The organism is Microvirga sp. GCM10011540 (assembly GCF_042650665.1).
Taxonomy (GTDB): Bacteria; Pseudomonadota; Alphaproteobacteria; order Rhizobiales; family Beijerinckiaceae; genus Microvirga; species Microvirga lenta.
The window spans coordinates 114,063-133,215 of record NZ_JBHSBQ010000013.1; the positions used below are offsets into that span (position 1 = coordinate 114,063).

Here is a 19,153-nt window from a genome sequence, read left to right on the forward strand (position 1 = left end):
AGCATGTCATCTATCGACTATGGAACCAGAGACGCGCCGTCCAAAGATGTTCGGGTCCGCCGGAGGCGCAGGCGACAAGCTCATGCCGACATCGGCCGAAGCCCCAGCCGCTCCGCGCAGCCGATGGCGAGCCTGGCCGCCCGCAGGTCCTCGGTCAGCACCATGCCGGTCTGGTCGAGGGCCCCAGTGAGCCTCCGCTCGTCGGCCATGGCCGCCTTGATTGCCTCGAGGGCCGCGCGGACGTCACTCGACATGCGACGCGCTCCTCGTGTCCAGTCCGCGGCGGCAGACCGCCTGGCCGGAGTTAAGGGATGAGTCCGCCCGCTTCAGGGCAGATCCGACTCCCCGGGCGGTCATGCAGGACTCCTCATCGACGAATTCTTGGATGGCGACAGGTTGCGTGCAGCGGGCGTCGCCGTCGGTGCAGGCAATTAGGACGAGGAGGTAGGTTGCCGTGACCCACATGATTGGCTGGCTCCGCGATGAGCCTCGAGCCTCCGGCGGCAGCGTGAAAGATTCGAGGAGCGCAGGGCCGCCGGCGGGGAGGGGCGTCACTCGGCGACCCGTCACCATGCGACGCGGGGCGTGACCGCGTTTTCCAGGAAGTAATGCGGTGCCAACCGCCTCAGACAGGGTCATCCAGTGATCGACGGCGGCGCCTGCGTCGGCAGGAGAGCCATTCGCATGCGACGCCTGGATCGCCCAGGGTCGTAGCCAGCCTCGTCGAGGCGGCGAAGGGCATCGGTTACCAGCCCCTTGATGAACGCGGACATGACCGACACCGCTCGCGGGCCGCCGTCGCCGGGGATCCGGCCCTGCCGCGCCTCGGCAATAGACCCAATCAGCGCTTGATAAATCGCGCGCTGCACGTCGTCCGTCTCCGGCTCGCGTGCCGCGGCGAGCCGCTCGCGGTAGCGCCGCTGGCGCTCACGCTGGGATGCCGCTCCTGTCGAATTTTGCCTAACCATCACCGCCCCTGTCACTTCGTACCGTCACTTGGTGAGATCATAGGAGAGGCCGACGCAAGCGACAGGTGTCAGCCCTGGAGTTTCACAAGCTTCGGCCTGAGCCTGCCCGAGCGTGCCAGCACCGTCACCGTCCCCGGAACGCCGCCACGGCCGGGGAAGGCCATAGCCAACACGTTGCGGATCTGGTCGGCCCCGGGCGCTCCCGAAGCGAGTATCATCAGAGCCGCGTCTGCGAGGGCTTCACGGATCATCGCCGATGTGGGTTCGGGAGACCCCCGCTCAATGGACTCGCGGACGCGCTGCCGCGACCTGCGCCGTGCCTCCCGGTCATAGGCCCGTCGCTCCTCCATGGTCATGTTTGCAATGGTGGCCTTGCCGGCACTCTGTGATGCGAGCGCACCGTACAGCTTCATCAGTGTGTCCGTGTCGATGGTCCTCTCTGCCATGTCGTCCTCCCCCTCCGTCCTGAGGGAATCCTCTCCCGCAGGCGCGACTGATACAAGGTCTGTTTTTGGACGCGTCCAAAATGGAATTTCCTCGCCCGCACGGAAGGGCCTTCGGCCATCCCTTCGTCGGCTACCCCTGCAATGGGATACTTCCTCTGCCCCGGGCCCCTTGTCTGCCTACGGCTCGGACCTTTTGTCGACCCGCTGGGGAGCATTTCCTTCGCCATCGGCGGGTTGTCCTGTGCCCCGGTTGTCGGTACACTTCACCCCGGCCATATTCTCGCCCTCCCTCTTCTTCAGCGCGAAGCGCCCCCTCCCGGCCTTACCCCATCCAGTCGGCCAGGTCGCGACTCAGGATACGCGCACGGAGCCAGGCCCCAATCGGCGTAGCCTTAGATTCCCCGGTGGCTTGATTCCTTTTTTATCCCGGCGGGAATATTGATCATCTTATTAGTCCTAAAGGCAAAAACCCGTTCTTCATGTGAAGGAAACTCACGTACCTTCCACCCGGGAGCTGCGATCTCGGGATCCGGCGGCGGCCACCTGCGTATCCTTGAATCCTTTTGTATCCCCCCTGCTGATGCGGCCAACCACATTGAGCGAATTCCCTTCTTCATGTGAGCCGTCCTCGCTCCCTCCTTGAATCCTTTTGTATCCTGCTAGGAACCTGTTGACGCGCCTTGTCCCCTCGTGGCCTGCCGCCGTCTGATTGTGTGAGGAAGCCTCATCTCCTTCCGATTCCCCTTGCGCCACTCGCGCCGGCAGACAACCCTCTTCATGTGAGTGATCTCAACAGGCGCTCACATGAATGGGGAGAGGGGCATGCCAGTCCAGGTTCGTGGGTCATCCGTGTGGGTGAAAAGGCTTAGTCGGGAGGACCGGGCCAAGCAGCCGCCGCCCATGGTGCAGGCAAGGGATCTCGCTGCGGCGGCATCCGGCAGGTCGGAGCTCAGCATCCAGGAGCCGCGAGCCCCAAAGCCGAAGGAGATGATCGAGAAAATCCGGATCGTCGGCGACGACAGGCTGACGGCGAGGGACCAAGCGATTTACGAACTGCTCCTTGCCTGGTCCAGGACGGACATGCTGGGCAAGGATTCCGCCGAAGCGATGAAGGACAAGGACGCCCTCTATGCCGAGGCGCGCAGCCATGAGATTCCCCTGAAGTCCGTCCGATCCTACGCTGCCTTCGAGCGCGCCGATGACCTCGTAACATCCCTGCATCGGCTGTCCACGACGTCCGTCCGATACGATATAAGAGACAACGAATTCCGCCGCCGGGGCGCGGTGCCTCTCGTCCTCGCGGAGGTGAAGGAATCCCTCGTCAAGGGCGAGGCAATAGTCTCCTTTATCATCCCGCCCCACGTGCGACGTCTCATGCTCGAGGCCCGGTCAGGATCTTACGGGTACCTCGACCTCGCGTTCATCGCGCGATTCCGACACCGCTACACGGTCCGGCTGTACCAGCGCCTTGCGCTGCGCGCCGGCTACAACGAGCACCTGAGGCGGCCTTGGTCTATCGAGCCGCGGAAACTGGCCGAGGAACTTGGCTATCGGTGGACAGGCCCATTTCGCTACTCAGTCTTCAAGCGGGATGTCCTGGGCCCAGCGATGCTTGAGATCGCCGGGTTCAGCCCCGACGCCAAGGTCCCGCCAATCGATCCGCCGATGAAGGTCTGGGTGGACGAAGAGGCGAACAAGACTACGAAGGGGCGTGGTCGACGCACAGTTGGAAACTTGGTCTTCCACATTTCCCTAGAGAAGCGCGAGGTCTTCGCGCGCATGCAGTCCATCGACCTCGGCGACTACAATCTCAAGCTCCTCCGCATCGCTAGGGAGGGAGCGCCCGACGATATCCCGAGCATCGTTGCCGTCGGCCGCACCCTCCGGGCCATCGGTTGGCAGAACATCCACGGGCTGATCCAGGCCTGGAAGGCCGTGCTCGAGGAAGCGCGGTCCGGCACGTCCCAGGAGCCTGCCCCAGGGCCGGAGGACATTCATGGCCGCGAGCTGCTCGCGATGCTCTATCGCCACGGCATTGACGAAACTTTTTTCGAGTGGTCGACCGCGACCGAGAAGACCCGGCGTTACCTCAAGAGGAAGGAGCCGGAACGGCCCATCCGGCCAGAGGGTCAGACGCGCGAGGAAAGAGTTCGCGACCTAGCGCATGAGGAGCTTGAAAAGCTGCTCGTGCTCCTCAAGGGGCGCTCTGGGGAGGTGCCCTTCAGCTTCAACGCCGACGCGCTGGAGGCCTTCTGCGATCCGGAGACCCTGCCGTGGTACTGGATCGCCGAGCAGATGGCCGAGGGCGGCCGCGTTCTCACCTCCGCCTTGCGCGCGACGTCGGACCTCGGCCTCGAGCAGGGACGCCGCACCCTCTACAACCTGGCCACGGCCGCCCTGAAGGCCGATTTCGGTCGTGTCACCAAGGTCGCCGGGGCGGTGATGGCGCGCACGAATGCGGCGAAGGCGGAGGCCGCGGTGGTCCGCAAGGCCCTGCCCCCGAGCTTCATGAGGAAGGCAGATACGCCGGCCGACGATTGCCCCTTTTGAGGGGTTCTGGAACCCCTTGACGCCATCCCTCGGGGCCGGCTACAAGCATGGCCACGAGGAGATCATTCCCATGAAGGCACTCTGCATACGAGTCTGACGCGCCCAATATCCCGCCAGGGATGCCGTCACCACATGCATGGATTGCCCCGATGTCCTCGATTCCCCGGCGTCCCACGCCGTACTCCCGCCGCCGTCTTGATCTGTCCGCGCTCCATGAGGAGAGCGCGATTGCCGACCTCATCGACGAGGAGGTGGGGCAGCCGGCCGCGCTCGATCTCATCCTCACACCCGTCCTCACGTGCTGGTCGATTACGCGCCACCGGGTTCTCATTGGCGTCGACGAGTGGAACGCGGTGGTCGCACTGGATATTGAAGTCCTCGCCCCGGATCTGACGTGGGCGCGCACGAGCCAGGGCGTCGTCCGCCTTGCCACACGCGCCCCGCTGCCGCTCAAGCCGGAAGCTCGCCGATGATCACTGTACATCCCTATGGAACCGTCGACCGCCACCGCCTCGACGCCGAGATCGACCGCCTCGAGACTCTGCTCGGAGACATGAAACGGCTGCGGGATGGCGGCTGCCCGTCGGTGGAGGAGCTGGCGGCCGCCCCGTCCATCGATCAGTGGTCGATCAACGTGCGGCCGGCACCATGCCTTGTAGGACTCGTGCAGGGCCACCCCCGGACTGAGCTGCCAACGCTGCGGCCCGTGGCGACGTCCGACCTCTGGATCTTGGACCCGGCGCGCAGCTACGCGAGGACTCTCAGCAGGATTTACGCCTTAGGCCTTGCCCGGGGCGAGCGCACCGGGAGCATCCAGTGAGCCTCATACACGCAATCAGCTCCATTACCTGACTGCCGGGCGCCCTGTGTCCGGCCTCCACCGGACATATGAGGTGCCTCATGCTCGATCCCGCTCCCGCCCCCGATCCGACTTCCCTTGAAACCCTGTCGACCCTGAAGCTGGCCGCCGAGGCTCTGCTCCTCGTCGTCGACGCCGTGGATGACAAGGGCCTCGTCTACCTCCTGGGGGAGCTGTCGGAGGAGCTCTCCGAGCAGCGCTGGCACGAGGCGGCGCTTGTCCGCGATGCGCTCCTTGAGCAACTCCCCGAGGCATTCCACGATCATGTGCGCTACGCCTGCGCCGCCGGGGGCTTCCCGGGAGCGGCCGCAGACATCGCCTGCCGCTATGCCAGCATCGCGCAGGATCTCACGCATTGGCTCAGGGAGGAGGGGTGGAAGTTTGTTTCCCCCAATGACGACGAGCGGGATCCTGTGGCGGAAGTGGCCGAGCGCCTGCGCACGGTGGCGGGGATGGTTCTGGGTTGGGGGGCGGTCGCGCAGGGGCGGACGTCAGAGGGTCTCTCCTCCGGGCACCCGGCGGACCACGCCGCTTCGATTGCCACGCTCACGGACGCGACAGTCTGGCATGGCGTGATGTCGGCTGCCTGGAAGACCGGCTTCGAGAGGGCGCTGCGGCACGAGCGTCGGATGAAGAAAATGGCCGATGCGGCGACGCGGTCGATCGACGAGGAGCGCGCCGCGGCGGCCAGGGGTGAGGCGGCGAAGGTTGACGGCGTGGTCGTGGTCCGGGCCATCGGGTCCCCGGACTCCAGTGGCGGGAAGGAGGCCGGCAAGGCCATTGCGTCGATCCTCGGAAAGGCGCTGCCCGTGGTGAAGGCCTCGACCGTGAAGGTAGAGGCCGTCCGCATCGCGCTCTCCTCCGAGTTCCCTCATGGCGCTTCGATCATTCAATCCCTCCTGGCAGACATCCGGCCGGACCAGCCGATCCGGCTCCGACCGACGGTGCTGCTAGGGGATCCCGGTGGTGGGAAGAGCCGCTTGGCGCGGCGGCTCCTCGAGGAGCTGGGCATCCCGGTGGGCACGCTGGACGCGGCGACCACCGCTGACCATGGGGTGACCGGCAGTCCCAGGCGATGGGCGTCGGGGTATCCGTCGATGCCGGTTACGCTGATCGAGCGTCACGGCACCGCGAGCGTCGGCGTAATCGTCGACGAGCTCGAGAAGGCCGGCCGCACGACCGCGGGGTCGATTCATGAGCCGCTGCTGTCTTTGCTCGAGAAATCCACGGCTGCTGCCTGGAGGGATCAGTACCTGGATGCCGAAGTCGACGTCAGCCATGTCACCTGGCTCTTCACCGCCAACGGCCTCGAGGGCATCCCGCTGCCGCTGCGGAACCGGGTGCGAATCCTTCGGCTGCCCCTCCCCGGGAGGGAGCACGTGCCCGCACTGGCGGCGCGGGTCATGCGCGACCTGCTCGCCGATCAGGGCATTGACCCCGCCTGGGAGCTGCCGCTCGACGGCGAGGAGATCGCCGCGCTCCAGCAGGTCTGCGGCGAGGAGGTGAGCGTCCGCACGCTCCAGCGCTACGTGGAGGGCATCCTCGAGGCGCGGACGCAGACGGCGACGAGGAATTGAGGGAGGCGAAGCATGCTGACGGATGACGAGATCAAGGACGACGGCTGGCGCGACGAGCTCGCGGAGCGCTTCGGCTGGATGGGTGGCGGCTACCTGTCCTTCGAGCACTTGGGGGGATGGCGCTTCATTATGCGTGACCTGCTCGAGCGCATCGACGCGACACTCAGGGATGAAGACCGCGGCAGCTTCTGCATCAGCCAGATCAAGGAGAAATGGGCCGAGCTCCGAGTGGCTCACAACGGGGGCGCCGGGATTGACCGTCTCGTCGACGCCGCCGAAGCGGCATCGCGCATCACGTGCGATGTGTGCAGCGGGCGCGGACGCGTCCAGGGCACCGGCTGGATCTCGACGCGTTGCGCGGTCCACGAGGACTGGAGGGGATGAGCATGCGCATGTGGATTCTGTCCGACCTCCATCACGAACTCCAGCCGGAGATCCCGCTCGACCTCCCCGAGGCCGACGTCGCGGTCCTCGCTGGCGACATTGACAGTCCTCTGTCCTCTTCCGTGGACTGGGCGGCATCGAACATCGCGCCGCACATGCCCGTGGTGATAATCCCCGGGAACCACGAGTACTACGGGGACTCGGTCTCGGGCGGCATCGAGCGGGGGCTGCGGGCGGCGTCGCACCACTCTGATTTACATCTCCTCGTTGACGCCTCGGTCGTGATTGGCGGCGTGCGGTTCGTCGGGAGCACACTCTGGACGGATTATGCACTCGATGTGTCGGATGCAGACCTTCGGGCACGGGGCAGCGGTATCGCTTGGGCGATGCGCGACGCGGCTTCCCTTTTGCGGGATCACACAGCCATCGCTCGGGAAGACGGCTCCCCGGCGCGGTGGATGCCAGAGGATGCCCGCACGATGCACCGGTGGTCGCTCGCTCAGATCGAATCGGAACTGGAGCACGAGTACGAAGGCCCGACCGTCGTCGTCACCCACTACGCGCCGCATCCAATGTCGATCTCGCCGCGGTTCCTGAGCAGCCCCCTGAATCCTGCCTTCATGAGCGACCTGTCTGATCTGATCCTTCGGCATCAGCCGACGGCATGGATCCACGGTCACGTGCACCACTCCTGTGGTTACCGCGTCGGCCGTACGCAGGTCCTGTGCAACCCGAGGGGATACGGGGGCGAGAACAGCGATTTCGATCGAGCATTGGTTTTGGAGGTGTGACATGGAAGAATTTGAGCGCCAGCGCCTCGACCTCTTCGCCGAGGACGCCTTCAGCACGACTGACTATAGGATCCTGGGATCCGCTTGCATGTACTGGTGCGGCTAGGAAGGCGATACCGCCGCTGCTCTCATCCGTCTTGCCGATGGCCGAGGCACCTGGGCTGTCCTCGACGGCGTCACGATCAAGCCTGACGAGGTGCCGGATGTTCTGCGGGGAAGGATAGAGGTCCACGAGCGAGCCCTCGTGGAGACGCGGGCACTGCTCGCCCTTGCCAAGAGCATAGGGGCGGCACGACGACGGACAGTACACCTGACCTCGCCAACCTCGTGCAATCCCTCCGCATGCTCATGTGGCGCACTGGGCTGCCCCTGCGGGATGCCTTGGGGCAGCGCGCGTGGCGCCTTCTGAGCGACGTGGACGACGAGCGGCCAGAATCCCTGCGCGCCGTCGCCGACGTCCTTGATGCCGGGCACCCCAAGATCGCTTCGGAATGGCGATACCTCCCGGTAGCCTTCGGCGCCAATCCGCCGCCGCGACAGCCGTCAGATGACGAGTTGGTTCGTCGCTACGTGGCCGGGGAGATCGGCGACCGCACCGTGAAATGGGTGACTGGATGGGATCACTGGCAACTGATCGACGCATGCCTTGAGCGGGGCCTGCCGCCGATGCCGATGGCGGAAGACGAAGACGAGGATGAGTGACGATGGATTCGTCTCCCTTGGCGACGTCGCCTCTCTCTGGTCGTGGAGCGCGCGAGGCTCGCCAGAAAGCCCTTGTGCCGCACGGGAAAACCCGCGGTTGTGGAAGCGAGGGCGAGTAAGGTTCGTATCGCTCGTATCGTCCTCCCAGCGGGTTGTGGGGAGGACGATACGAGACTTTGGAAGAAGGCTTGATAACTTCACCAAGCCCTCGTTGGAGATCGTACGGGTGTTTTGAAGCCAAGTCCTGCTGGCTTCTCATGCGGGAGGAAGCCCTTGTGCTGCAAGGGCTAGCCGAATTCTCGCAGGCGGTCCGGACCGTCGAGGGAGATGTCCTCCTCCTCGCCGACGACGCGCAGCCTCGCGAGGTTGAGGCGGGAGCCGCCCAATCCCGGGAGCGTTGGGAGGTGGCGGTCGAAGAGCCAAGCGTCCTCGGGAGCGAGAGTGTTCAGGATGTGGCGCAAGCTGGGGCCTGACAGCCCGAGACGGCCGAAGCGGCGGCGGCGCTCTTCCAGGAGAAGCGTGTTGTACTCGGTGATGACAGCCGACGACCACGCCTCAAGTGCGCGATGCTTCAGGTTAAGCTTGTGGCTTCTGTCGTAGTGATCCTGCGTCACCTTTGCCTGACGGCTATCAGGATCCTCCTCCCTCTCTGCGTCGGCGTGATCGAGGATCGCCGATGCGGCACCGCCGGGAAGTTCAAGGTCCGTCAGGCAGGATGCCAGCGCGTCGCGAAACTTGTGCGGGGAGAACTTGGGAACGCCCGCCAAGAGATCGATGCCCGACGGCTTCACTGCGACGCCCTTACGGCGCAACTCCTTTTCCCCCCGGAGGCGGAGGAAGAGGCCGTTCAGGACCGTGTCGCTGATGGGCTTGTCCACCTCTGGACCGTCGGGGCCGGATCCCTGCACCCGCGCTTTCGGGGATGGGAAGACATACTCTGATCCCGGCCGCCGATCCTCGGCGGCAAGGGCACGCCCGATGGTCCTGCGGTAAATCTCCGGCGAGATCGGAAGCGAATGGAAGCGCCCTGACTTCACATCCATCGGCAGCCACTCGACAAGGAACCAGCCTCGGCTGGCCATCTGGTCCTCGATGCGCGCGATCCGAAGGCTGAGGGAGGCATGCGCACGCTGCGCGGTCAGGACCACCCACCACAGAGCCGCCATGGTGACCTCTTTGGTGGGAAGGGCCAGCTCCCGGCCGGGGATGACCCGATACTTCTCTGCCGTGAACAGGATGCGGGCGACGTCCTTCACGGTCAGGACCGGAACGGATCCGCCTGCGGCTAGGATTTCCTCCCGCTCGGTGGATACGTCGAACGACTTCACGCGCAGCCACCAAGGCGCGACGTCGTCGAGTCCCGATTCCGCTCCGTGCATGTCGGACGCCCACGTCAAGGCGGCCTTGATGTAAGTCACGACCTTCCGCTGCGGGTGCTTCCTACCCGCGGCTGCTGCCTCGTTTCGGGCCTTCTCGAGGTCGCCCTTGGTCAGATCACGGAGCAGCCTGCCGTGCATGTGCGCGGTAGTGGGGTACATCAGGTGCTGCTGCACGTCGGAGACGCTCTTCGCCTTCGGCGGCTTGATCCTGCCCTTGCTTGTCTTCTTGGGCTTGGCCACTGCATCGGCGATGTACTTCTCGACCAGATCCTTATAAGTCCACGCTCCCTGTCGCCTCGCGACGATGGACTTGGCGGTGCCTGCCGCGTCGTCATGCGAGTGCCCAAGGGCTCGGGCTGTGATGTAATCGGCAGGATCCTGCCCCAGGCGAATCATCTCCCGCACGCGCCCGGCGATCTCGACGGCATCCTTGGCGGAGTAGATGTGCCCGGCCTTGCGGGCGTCGGGCTTCGTGTCGGGGTTGCCGACGGAGCCGAGCCTCGTGAAGTTCCTCTGGAAGCGCAGGTACCAGCTCGAGGACTTCCCGGTCACGCGGATTGAGACACCCGGGGCGGAGCGGTCGGACAGGATGAGAGGGGCGTTGGAAGGGTGGCGGCCGTCGGCCTCGGTGATGGCGCGTTTCAGGATGGCGGGGCCGAAGCGGACATCCTCGGATGACATGGGAACTCCCGGGTTCGAAGGGGGAGGGTGATACCAACTCCCATATCACCTTCATATCACCCTGCCGGCACCGGATTCCAGCGAAGCTTGTTCGAAGGGAACTGAGGGCGCAACACAAAAACACCCGACAATGGCTTGCCGCCTTCAGGGTTTTCTTTGCTTTTCAGCGATTTACTGGAAATTCAAAGCCTAATCAGATGGCTGGGGGACCTGGATTCGAACCAAGACTAGCGGAGTCAGAGTCCGCTGTTCTACCATTAAACTATCCCCCAACGAACTTCCTGGAACCGCTTGTTTTTCCGGAGAAAACCGTCGATCCGGCCAAGCGGCGCTGAACGTTCGCGAGTGGCGGTGAGATAGGCCGCTTTTCGGGGTGCGTCAACCCCATGGAGCTCATTTTTGGTCACCAGTTTTGCCAGCTGTCGCGGAATCTCGACGGATACGAATTCCAGGCATGTCCGCCGAAGGGCTTTGCAGTTCATATCTTGTTCAACTAGAGCGTAGCATGATGGCATCATGGTCCGGCGTCGTGGGGTGACTGGGCGGGAGATGAGACATGAGTTTCGGAAGGTGGGTTCTCGGTGCTGTGGCGGGCGGCCTCGCCCTCGGCGCCGTCGGGGCGCAGGCTGCGCCAATGCCCGTCGTGACGGCGGAGGCCCAGTCCTCCGTGCAGACGGTCCAGTTCTATTATTACGACGATCCGCCGCCGGTCTTCTACGATCCGCCGCCGCGCCGGTACTATTATGACCCGCCGCCGCGGGCGTACTACGATCCTCCGCCGCGCCCCTATTATGACCCACCGCCGCGCCGCTATGGCCGGCCGATGGGACCGGGCTACACGGTTCCCACGCCTCCGGACCGCAGGGGCCGTCCGGGCGAGGCGGTCATCTACAACAAGGAAGCCGCCAAGGATTACATGAAGGACTACCGGCGCGCCCAGAAGGAAATCTACAAGGAACAGTCCCGCGCCTGGAACCGCGCCAACGGGTTCTGATCCTTACTCGTCGTCGAGAGCGCCGCCTTCGGGCGGCGTATCCATGTCCAGGCTGGCGCGCATCTCGGCCTCGTCCTCGGCGGCCTCCGCATCGGCCGCGATGCGGTCGTAGCGGTCGAGGGCGCCCTGCAGGATGTAGGCGGCCGCCATCTTGTCCACCGCGTCGGCCCGCTTGGCGCGGGAAGCATCCGCGTCGAGAAGCGTGCGGGTCACCACCATGGTGGACATGCGCTCGTCCCAGAACAGGATCGGGAGGGGAACGAGCGGTTTGAGGTTGCGCACGAAGGCCCGCGTCGCCTGGGAGCGGGGCCCTTCGGTCCCGTCCATGTTGAGGGGCAGGCCGAATACGAGCCCTCCCACGTCGTAACGGTCGATGAGCGCCTTTATGCGTTCCACGTCCGGCGTGAACTTGACGCGCTTGATCGTCTCCAGCGGCGTCGCGATGCGCCGCTCCACGTCCGACAGGGCAAGGCCGATGGTCTTGGTGCCGAGGTCGATACCGAGCAGGCGTGCCCGCGGGCCAAGGCTCCCGAAAAGAGCGAGCAGCTCTTCGTCTCTGTTCGTCACGAACCGTCTCCTCGTCCCGTCGCGCCACCATACAGGATGTACGGCGGCAAGTCGTCCACGGAGAGATCAGGCGATGCGGCTTCGCGCCGTCCCGGTGGAGCCCGCTGCTGAGGTCAGCGCCGAAAGCGCCTCTCCCGACGGCCGGAAGACGTGACAGGATTCGCCGGAGAAATCGAGGCCGACCTCGCCCCCGGCCCTGTGCCGGGAATCGCCGGGCTCGCGGCTCGTCAGCCGCAGGCCGTCGGCATTGACGTAGAGAAGGTGGTTCTCTCCGAGCTGCTCGACGAGTTCGATTCTGCCCCTGAGGATGCCTCCCTCCCGCACATGGACGTGGTCGGGCCTCACGCCCAGGGTCACGGGTTCGCCGGGACGGAGCCCGTCCGCCTGAACCGGCACGGCCAGGGTTCCGCCGTGGGGAAGCCGGACCAGCACCCCGTCCGGACCGGCGCCGGCCACCTCGCACTGGATGAAGTTCATCTGCGGCGACCCGATGAAGCCGGCGACGAAGAGATTGGCCGGGCGGTGGTAGAGTTCGAGAGGCGTGCCCACCTGTTCGATCCGGCCCTTGTTCAGCACCACGATCCGGTCCGCCAGGGTCATGGCTTCGACCTGGTCGTGGGTCACGTAGATCATGGTCGCGCGGGTGTCGGAGTGGAGCTTGGCGATTTCGATGCGTGTCTGCACCCTGAGGGCCGCATCGAGGTTGGACAGCGGTTCGTCGAACAGGAAGACCTTGGGATCGCGCACGATGGCGCGCCCGATGGCCACCCGCTGGCGCTGTCCGCCCGAGAGCTGCTTGGGCTTGCGGTCGAGCAGCTCGTCGATCTGGAGAAGCCGTGCCGCCTCGCGCACCCTTTGGTCGATCTCGGCTTTCGAGGCCTTCGCCAGTTCGAGGCCGAAGGCCATGTTCTCGTAGACGTTCATGTGCGGGTAGAGCGCATAGGACTGGAACACCATGGCGATCCTGCGCTTGGCCGGGGCGAGATCGTTCACCCTTTCGCCGTCGATATAGAGGTCGCCCGAGGTGATGTCCTCGAGCCCGGCGATGAGCCGCAGGAGCGTGGATTTCCCGCAGCCGGAAGGACCGACGAACACGACGAACTCGCCGTCCCTGATCTCCAGGTTCACGCCGTGGATGACCTGCGCCCCGCCGAAGGATTTCCGTATGTTCCTGAGAGCCACGTCGGCCATGAAGGGTTCTCCTGTGGTCAGCCCTTGACCGCGCCGGCCGTCAGGCCCGAGACGATCTTGCGTTGGAAGACGAGGACGAGCGCGATGATGGGCAGGGTCACGATCACGGAGGCCGCCATGATGGTGCCCCAGGGCAGCTCATAGGCGGTGCTGCCCGTCATGAGGGCGATGGCGGGCGGCACGGTGCGCCGCTCGTTGGTGAGGGTGAAGGTGAGGGCGAACAGGAACTCGTTCCACGAGACGATGAAGGCGAGAAGCCCGGTCGTCACCGCAGCCGGAGCCATCAGCGGCAGGAAGACCCGCCGCACCACGATCCAGGGCGTGGCGCCGTCCACGAAGGCCGCCTCCTCGATCTCCTTGGGCATCTCGCGCATGAAGGTGGTGAGCACCCACACCGTGAAGGGCAGGGTGAGCATGAGGTTGGCCAGGATGAGGCCGGGGAGGGTGTTGTAGAGGCCGAAGCTCCGGATCAGCTCGAACATGCCCGACAGGACCGCCACCTGTGGGAACATGGAGACGCCGAGAATGGTCAGGAGCAGCAGCGAGCGGCCGCGGAAGCTGATGCGCCCGAAGGCATAGGCCGCCGTGATGCCCAGCGCCAGGGAGAGGGCGACGACCGCCCCCGCCACGATGATGGAGTTGAGGATGTTCTGGCCGAAAGGCTGGCGCTGGAACACCGCGAAATAGTTCGAGAGGTCGAACCGCTCCGGCAGATACGCGACGGTGAAGAGATCCGCGCCCGACCGGAAGGACGAGATCACGGCGTAGTAGAACGGGAACAGCGAGAATAGGGCGATGGCGAGAACGAGAAGCCAGAAGCCGACGCGGGTGAGGGTCTTCATCGCGAATCCCCTCCGAGCCTGACCCGTCCGGCCGCCATGGTGATGACGACCAGCAGGGCGATGATGAGGAAGATGAGGGTGGAGGCCGCGGAGCCGAGCCCGACCTCCTGGAAATCCACCAATTGCTGGCGCGCGAAGACGGACATGGACATCGTGTCCCGGGAATTGGCGGTCAGCACGTAGATGAGGTCGAAGACCCGCAGGGCGTCGAGGGTGCGGAAGATCACTGCGACGAGCAGGGCCGGCTTGATCAGCGGCAGCGTCACGCGGAAGAAGACGCGGACCGGGTGGACCCCGTCCACTTTCGCCGCCTCGTAGATGTCCTGCGGCAGCATCTGCAGGGCCGCCAGGATCAGGAGCGCCATGAAGGGCGTCGTCTTCCAGACGTCCACCATCACCACCGTCCAGAGGGCCGTGTCGGGATTGGCCGTCCAGGTGATCGGCGCCGCGATCAGCCCGAGGCGCAGGAGCATGTCGTTGATGACGCCGAACTGGTCGTGAAGCATCCAGTTCCACATTTTCGCGGAGACCACGGTTGGGATCGCCCAGGGGATCAGGATGATGGCGCGCATGACGCCCCGCCCTGGAAAGGCGGCATTGAGGATCAGCGCCACGATGGTGCCGAGCACGGTTTCGATGGAGACCGAGACGAGGGCGAACCATACGGTGTTCCAGACCGAGAGCCACCAGTCGGGATCCGTGAGGAGCCCGAACCATTCGCCGTCGTAATTGGCGAGATAGTTCTCGAAGCCGATGAAGGTGTAGTCGCCGAGGTTGTTGAGGTCCGCATCCGTGAGGCTGAACCAGATCGTCCGGGCGAGGGGCCATCCGGCCACGAGGGCGAGGACGATCAGGGTGGGTGCGATGAAGGTCCATGCGGCCCTGACCCGGGTTCGCGTCAGGGCCGACGATCCTCCGCGTATGGATGCATACGCGGAGGGGGTGCCGGTGGCTGCGGCCTCGGTCATGTTACCAGCCGTTGCGCTTGATCCGCTTCAGGTCGCGGTCGAGGCGCTGAAGCGCCTGCTCCGGCTCGGAGCGCTTGGAGAGGACCTGGTGCACCGCATTGAAGAATTCGGTCGAGACCTTGTTGTAGTTGTCGCCCGTGACGCCGGAGGGGCGGGTCACCGCATTCGCGAACACATCCCGAAGGTTGCCGATGAACGGGCTCGCCTTGGTGACGTCCGCATCCTCGTAAAGGGTCAGGATGGTCGGGTTGAAGGATCCCTTGACGGCGCGGCGCTTCTGCTCGTCCCGGTTCGTCAGATACATCACGAGGTCGGTCGCGGCCTCGGCATTCTTGGAATACTTGGAGACCGCGAGAAGCTGGCCGCCGAGAGTGCCCGCGTGGCGTCCGTCGGCGCCGCCTTTCGGGAGCGGGGCGACTCCGACCTTGCCCTTGATGGTGCTGTCGTCGCCCTGCGCAAGCGCCCAGGCATAGGGCCAGTTGCGCATGAAGGCGGCGTTGCCGGCCTGGAACACGCCGCGGGATTCCTCCTCCGTGTAGTTGAGGACGCCTTCCGGCGTGATCGTGCCGACCCAGCCGGCGGCGGTCTTCAAGGCTTCGGCCGCATTCGGGTTCTCGATCGTGACCTCGCCGGTGGCGTTCACGATCGTGCCGCCGTTGTTCGAGGCGATCCATTCGAGGGCGTTGGTGGTAAGGCCCTCATAGGCGCGGCCCTGCCAGACGTAACCCCAGAAATCGTTGTTGCCGGCCTTGCGCTCGCCCTCCTGGATGATGCGGGCGGTCTCCGTCAGCTCGGCCCAGGTCTGGGGCACCTTGCGGTTATACTTCTCCAGGAGGTCCTGACGGTAATAGAGGAGCCCCGCATCGGCGAACCAGGGCATGGCGACGATCTTGCTGTCCACGCGGCTGATATCGACCATGGCCGGGAGATGCTGCTCGAGAACGCCCTGGGTCTTGGGCGTCAGGTCCTGGAAGTGCTCGCCGAGGATGCCGGTCCAGACCACGTCGATCTGGAAGACGTCGATATCGCCGGCTCCGGCCGCGAGGAGCTGCTGGTAGAGGGCGAGGCGCTCGGTGGCGGAGTTCGGCGTCGAGACGATCTTGACGGTGTTGCCGGTCTTCTGCGCCCAGGCATCCACCCCTTCCTTGCAGACCTCGTATTCCTTCCCGAGGGCGCTGCAGGAAATCGAGATTTCCACCGCCCAGGCGCCGACGCCCGTCGAGAGCAGCAATCCGGCGGCGGCGGCAAGACGAGTCAGGTATCGGGGCATGACTTTCCTCCTGCATGTTTATTGCTTAGCTTGATAAAACCCTCGTCCCGGCTTTTGTTCCTCTGAAACATGGTCGGGCTGCGAACATGCTCCATCTACACACTGCTGAAACTGAGGATTTGCCATGAAGATCACTTGGCTTGGCCATTCCGCCTTCCGGCTCGACTTCGCCGACAAGGTCGTGCTCATCGACCCGTTCTTCACCGGCAATCCCGCCTTCGAGGGCGACCGGGACGCGGTGTCCGAGGGCGTGACGCACATTCTCGTCACCCATGGCCACGGGGATCATGTGGGCGACACGGTCGAGATCGCGAAGGCGACGGGCGCCAAGGTCGTCACGAATTTCGATCTTCTCATGTATCTCGCCTCCCAGGGGGTCGAGAACTTCGACCCCATGAACACCGGCGGCACGACGGACCAGGGCGGCTTCACCGTCACCATGGTGCGGGCGGATCACTCGGCCGGTCTCGTGGAAATGGGCGTGAACTATCCCTTGGGAAGTGCCAACGGCGTGATTGTGAAGGCGCCGGGCGAGCCCACGGTCTATCACATGGGCGATACGGATATTTTCGGCGACATGGCGCTGATCGCCGAGATCCATAAGCCGGACGTGATCATGGTCCCCATCGGCGACCGGTTCACCATGGGCCCCGAGGTGGCGGCGCTGGCCGTCGAGCGGTATTTCGGCAGCGCCAAGGCCGTCATCCCCTGCCACTACGGCTCCTTCCCCATGGTCGAGCCCAATGCGGACAAGTTCGTCGCCGCCCTGGACGGCAAGGGCGTTCAGGTCGTGGTGCCGCACAAGACGGTGGGGGTGAGGGTGTAGGGCGCCCCCACCGTCATTCCGGGGCCGCGTAGCGGAGCCCGGAACCCATAACCGCTGATGGTGCAGGAGGGGACGGGACGCTGGTCGCCTCTTCCTGAAATACCGGTGTTTATGGGTTCCGGGCTCGCACCTGCGGTGCGCCCCGGAATGACGGGCGTGTGCCCCGCCCCACATCCGCCGTTGCACCCCTTGGCGGGCGGGTGTTATAGCCCGCCCAACAGCATCAAGGGGTTTGGCCATTCATGTCGGTCGATCAGAAAACGGTTCGGCGCATCGCGCATCTGGCGCGCATCGCGGTGACGGACGAGGAGGTGCCGCACCTCCAGGGCGAGCTCAACGCCATCCTCTCCTTCGTCGAGCAACTCAACGAAGTGAACGTGGACGGGATCGAGCCGATGACCTCGGTCACCCCCATGACCATGAAGAAGCGCCAGGACGGCGTGACGGACGGCGGCTATCCGGACAAGATCGTCATGAATGCCCCCGCCACGGAGGACAATTTCTTCCTGGTGCCGAAGGTGGTCGAGTAAAGGCCATCCCGGCCGGCGCGTCGGCGCGGGGCCGGGATCGCGACAAACAGAATTCTTTCCAGACGATCCCGGAGCGCAGCGCTGCAGCGTCCGGGATGACCAGGATGCTACCGTGACCGAACTGACCCATCTCACCATTGCCGAGGCCCGCGACGGCCTGAAGGCCAAGTCCTTCTCCGCGACGGAGCTGGCGAAGGCCCATGTCGACGCCATCGAGAAGGCGAGGGCGCTCAACGCCTATGTGCTCGAGACGCCCGAGAAGGCGCTCGCCATGGCGAAGGCCTCCGACGAGAAGATCGCGAGAGGAGAGGCCCGGGCGCTGGAGGGCATCCCGCTCGGCGTCAAGGATCTGTTCTGCACCGAGGGCGTGGTCTCGACCGCCGGCTCCAAGATCCTCGGCAACTTCACTCCTCCTTACGAATCCACCGTCACCCGGAATCTCTGGGACGACGGCGCCGTGATGCTCGGCAAGCTCAACATGGACGAGTTCGCCATGGGTTCCTCCAACGAGACCAGCGCCTTCGGGCCGGTGGTGTCGCCCTGGCGGCGCGAGGGCTCGAACGTGTTGGGCGGTGCCTCGGGCGCCGTCGAGGGCACCCATCTCGTGCCGGGCGGCTCCTCGGGCGGCTCGGCGGCGGCCGTCGCGGCTCGCCTGTGCCTGGGCGCCACCGCAACCGACACGGGCGGCTCCATCCGCCAGCCGGCAGCCTTCACGGGCACGGTCGGCATCAAGCCGACCTACGGCCGCGTCTCGCGCTGGGGCACGGTGGCCTTCGCCTCGTCCCTCGACCAGGCCGGGCCGATCACCCGCACGGTGCGCGATTCCGCCATCATGCTCCGCTCCATGTCCGGCGCCGACCCGAAGGACACCACCTGCGCCGACCTGCCCGTGCCCGATTTCGAGGCGGCCGTCTCGCGCGGCGTGAAGGGCCTGAAGATCGGCATTCCGAAGGAATACCGGATCGACGGCATGTCGGCCGAGATCGAGAAGCTCTGGCACCAGGGCACCGAATGGCTGCGCGCCGCCGGCGCGGAGATCGTCGAGGTTTCGCTGCCGCACACCAAATATGCGCTGCCGGCCTATTACATCGTGGCGCCGGCCGAGGCTTCCTCGAACCTCGCCCGCTATGACGGCGTGCGCTACGGCCTGCGCGAGAACGGCAAGGACATCCTCGACCTCTACGAGAGGACCCGCGCCGCCGGCTTCGGCCGCGAGGTCAAGCGCCGCATCATGATCGGCACCTACGTGCTGTCGGCCGGCTATTACGACGCCTATTACGTGCGCGCCCAGAAGATCCGCACCCTCATCAAGCGGGACTTCGAGGAGGTCTATACGCAGGGCGTCCACGCCATCCTGACCCCCGCCACCCCGTCCGCCGCCTTCGGCATCGGGGAGAAGGGCTCGGACGACCCGGTGGAGATGTACCTGAACGACATCTTCACCGTGACCGTGAACATGGCGGGCCTGCCGGGCATCGCGGTTCCGGCCGGCCTCGACGCCCAGGGCCTGCCGCTGGGCCTCCAGCTCATCGGCCGCGCCTTCGACGAGGAAACCCTTTTCGCGGCCGGTCAGGTGATCGAGGACGCCGCGGGCCGGGTCTCGCTGCCGCAACCGTGGTGGGCCTGAG

The 19,153-nt window shown here is 65.3% G+C and carries 20 protein-coding genes and 1 tRNA gene; 11 read left to right on the forward strand and 10 right to left on the reverse strand.

What is annotated here, in order from left to right:
* Positions 1-80 precede the first annotated feature (80 nt).
* The 3 genes from ACFOYU_RS06105 to ACFOYU_RS06115 form a co-directional block, all read right to left on the reverse strand.
* Positions 81-254 carry a hypothetical protein gene (locus ACFOYU_RS06105; protein WP_377032878.1) on the reverse strand — a complete coding sequence of 58 codons (174 nt, stop codon included), beginning with the start codon at positions 252-254 and terminating at the stop codon, positions 81-83.
* A 381-nt stretch (positions 255-635) separates the two neighbouring features.
* Complete coding sequence (locus tag ACFOYU_RS06110; protein ID WP_377032879.1) at positions 636-968, reverse strand: hypothetical protein; 333 nt, start codon at positions 966-968, stop codon at positions 636-638.
* A gap of 68 nt (positions 969-1,036) precedes the next feature.
* Complete coding sequence (locus ACFOYU_RS06115; RefSeq protein ID WP_377032880.1) at positions 1,037-1,414, reverse strand: hypothetical protein; 378 nt, start codon at positions 1,412-1,414, stop codon at positions 1,037-1,039.
* An 822-nt stretch (positions 1,415-2,236) separates the two neighbouring features.
* Between ACFOYU_RS06115 and ACFOYU_RS06120 the strand changes: the two genes are divergently transcribed.
* From ACFOYU_RS06120 to ACFOYU_RS06150, 7 genes are all read left to right on the forward strand, one after another.
* Positions 2,237-3,964 (forward strand): replication initiation protein, encoded by a 1,728-nt coding sequence (locus ACFOYU_RS06120; RefSeq protein ID WP_377032881.1) that lies wholly within the window; start codon positions 2,237-2,239, stop codon positions 3,962-3,964.
* Between the two features lie 149 nt (positions 3,965-4,113).
* The gene (locus ACFOYU_RS06125) at positions 4,114-4,437 is read left to right on the forward strand and encodes a hypothetical protein (protein WP_377032882.1); all 324 of its coding nucleotides are present in this window, start codon (positions 4,114-4,116) and stop codon (positions 4,435-4,437) included.
* Positions 4,434-4,784 (forward strand): hypothetical protein, encoded by a 351-nt coding sequence (locus ACFOYU_RS06130; RefSeq protein ID WP_377032883.1) that lies wholly within the window; start codon positions 4,434-4,436, stop codon positions 4,782-4,784. Before ACFOYU_RS06125 ends, ACFOYU_RS06130 begins: the two co-directional genes overlap by 4 nt.
* An 80-nt stretch (positions 4,785-4,864) precedes the next feature.
* Positions 4,865-6,400 carry a hypothetical protein gene (locus ACFOYU_RS06135; RefSeq protein WP_377032884.1) on the forward strand — a complete coding sequence of 512 codons (1,536 nt, stop codon included), beginning with the start codon at positions 4,865-4,867 and terminating at the stop codon, positions 6,398-6,400.
* A gap of 12 nt (positions 6,401-6,412) precedes the next feature.
* Positions 6,413-6,784, forward strand: a complete 372-nt coding sequence (locus ACFOYU_RS06140; protein ID WP_377032885.1) for a hypothetical protein — start codon at positions 6,413-6,415, stop codon at positions 6,782-6,784.
* Positions 6,785-6,786: 2 nt separating this feature from the next.
* Positions 6,787-7,575, forward strand: a complete 789-nt coding sequence (locus ACFOYU_RS06145; RefSeq protein WP_377032886.1) for a metallophosphoesterase — start codon at positions 6,787-6,789, stop codon at positions 7,573-7,575.
* Positions 7,576-7,917: 342 nt separating this feature from the next.
* Complete coding sequence (locus ACFOYU_RS06150; protein ID WP_377032887.1) at positions 7,918-8,277, forward strand: hypothetical protein; 360 nt, start codon at positions 7,918-7,920, stop codon at positions 8,275-8,277.
* Between the two features lie 287 nt (positions 8,278-8,564).
* Here ACFOYU_RS06150 and ACFOYU_RS06155 read toward each other — a convergent pair whose 3' ends face one another.
* Positions 8,565-10,337, reverse strand: a complete 1,773-nt coding sequence (locus ACFOYU_RS06155) for a hypothetical protein (protein ID WP_377032888.1) — start codon at positions 10,335-10,337, stop codon at positions 8,565-8,567.
* 198 nt (positions 10,338-10,535) lie between these two features.
* A tRNA-Gln gene (locus tag ACFOYU_RS06160) sits at positions 10,536-10,609 on the reverse strand.
* A gap of 284 nt (positions 10,610-10,893) precedes the next feature.
* On the opposite strand from ACFOYU_RS06160, the gene ACFOYU_RS06165 reads away from it, so the two are divergent.
* Positions 10,894-11,331: a hypothetical protein gene (locus ACFOYU_RS06165; protein ID WP_377032949.1), complete on the forward strand. Its 438-nt coding sequence runs from the start codon at positions 10,894-10,896 to the stop codon at positions 11,329-11,331.
* A 3-nt stretch (positions 11,332-11,334) separates the two neighbouring features.
* On the opposite strand, the gene ruvX is transcribed toward ACFOYU_RS06165, so the two are convergent.
* From ruvX to ACFOYU_RS06190, 5 genes are all read right to left on the reverse strand, one after another.
* A complete protein-coding gene (gene ruvX / locus ACFOYU_RS06170) occupies positions 11,335-11,898 on the reverse strand; it encodes a Holliday junction resolvase RuvX (protein ID WP_226742069.1) in 564 nt (187 codons plus the stop codon).
* A gap of 66 nt (positions 11,899-11,964) precedes the next feature.
* Positions 11,965-13,089, reverse strand: coding sequence for an ABC transporter ATP-binding protein (locus tag ACFOYU_RS06175; protein WP_377032889.1), 1,125 nt, complete (start codon positions 13,087-13,089; stop codon positions 11,965-11,967).
* Between the two features lie 17 nt (positions 13,090-13,106).
* Positions 13,107-13,931, reverse strand: coding sequence for a carbohydrate ABC transporter permease (locus ACFOYU_RS06180; RefSeq protein ID WP_377032890.1), 825 nt, complete (start codon positions 13,929-13,931; stop codon positions 13,107-13,109).
* Positions 13,928-14,899, reverse strand: coding sequence for a carbohydrate ABC transporter permease (locus ACFOYU_RS06185; RefSeq protein ID WP_377032891.1), 972 nt, complete (start codon positions 14,897-14,899; stop codon positions 13,928-13,930). Before ACFOYU_RS06185 ends, ACFOYU_RS06180 begins: the two co-directional genes overlap by 4 nt.
* A gap of 1 nt (position 14,900) precedes the next feature.
* Positions 14,901-16,169, reverse strand: coding sequence for an ABC transporter substrate-binding protein (locus ACFOYU_RS06190; RefSeq protein ID WP_377032892.1), 1,269 nt, complete (start codon positions 16,167-16,169; stop codon positions 14,901-14,903).
* A gap of 124 nt (positions 16,170-16,293) precedes the next feature.
* Between ACFOYU_RS06190 and ACFOYU_RS06195 the strand changes: the two genes are divergently transcribed.
* The 3 genes from ACFOYU_RS06195 (at position 16,294) to gatA (ending at position 19,152) form a co-directional block, all read left to right on the forward strand.
* Positions 16,294-16,995, forward strand: coding sequence for a metal-dependent hydrolase (locus ACFOYU_RS06195; protein ID WP_226742064.1), 702 nt, complete (start codon positions 16,294-16,296; stop codon positions 16,993-16,995).
* Between the two features lie 242 nt (positions 16,996-17,237).
* A complete protein-coding gene (gatC, locus tag ACFOYU_RS06200) occupies positions 17,238-17,525 on the forward strand; it encodes an Asp-tRNA(Asn)/Glu-tRNA(Gln) amidotransferase subunit GatC (RefSeq protein WP_226742063.1) in 288 nt (95 codons plus the stop codon).
* A 112-nt stretch (positions 17,526-17,637) separates the two neighbouring features.
* Positions 17,638-19,152: an Asp-tRNA(Asn)/Glu-tRNA(Gln) amidotransferase subunit GatA gene (gatA, locus tag ACFOYU_RS06205; RefSeq protein ID WP_377032893.1), complete on the forward strand. Its 1,515-nt coding sequence runs from the start codon at positions 17,638-17,640 to the stop codon at positions 19,150-19,152.
* Position 19,153 lies beyond the last annotated feature (1 nt).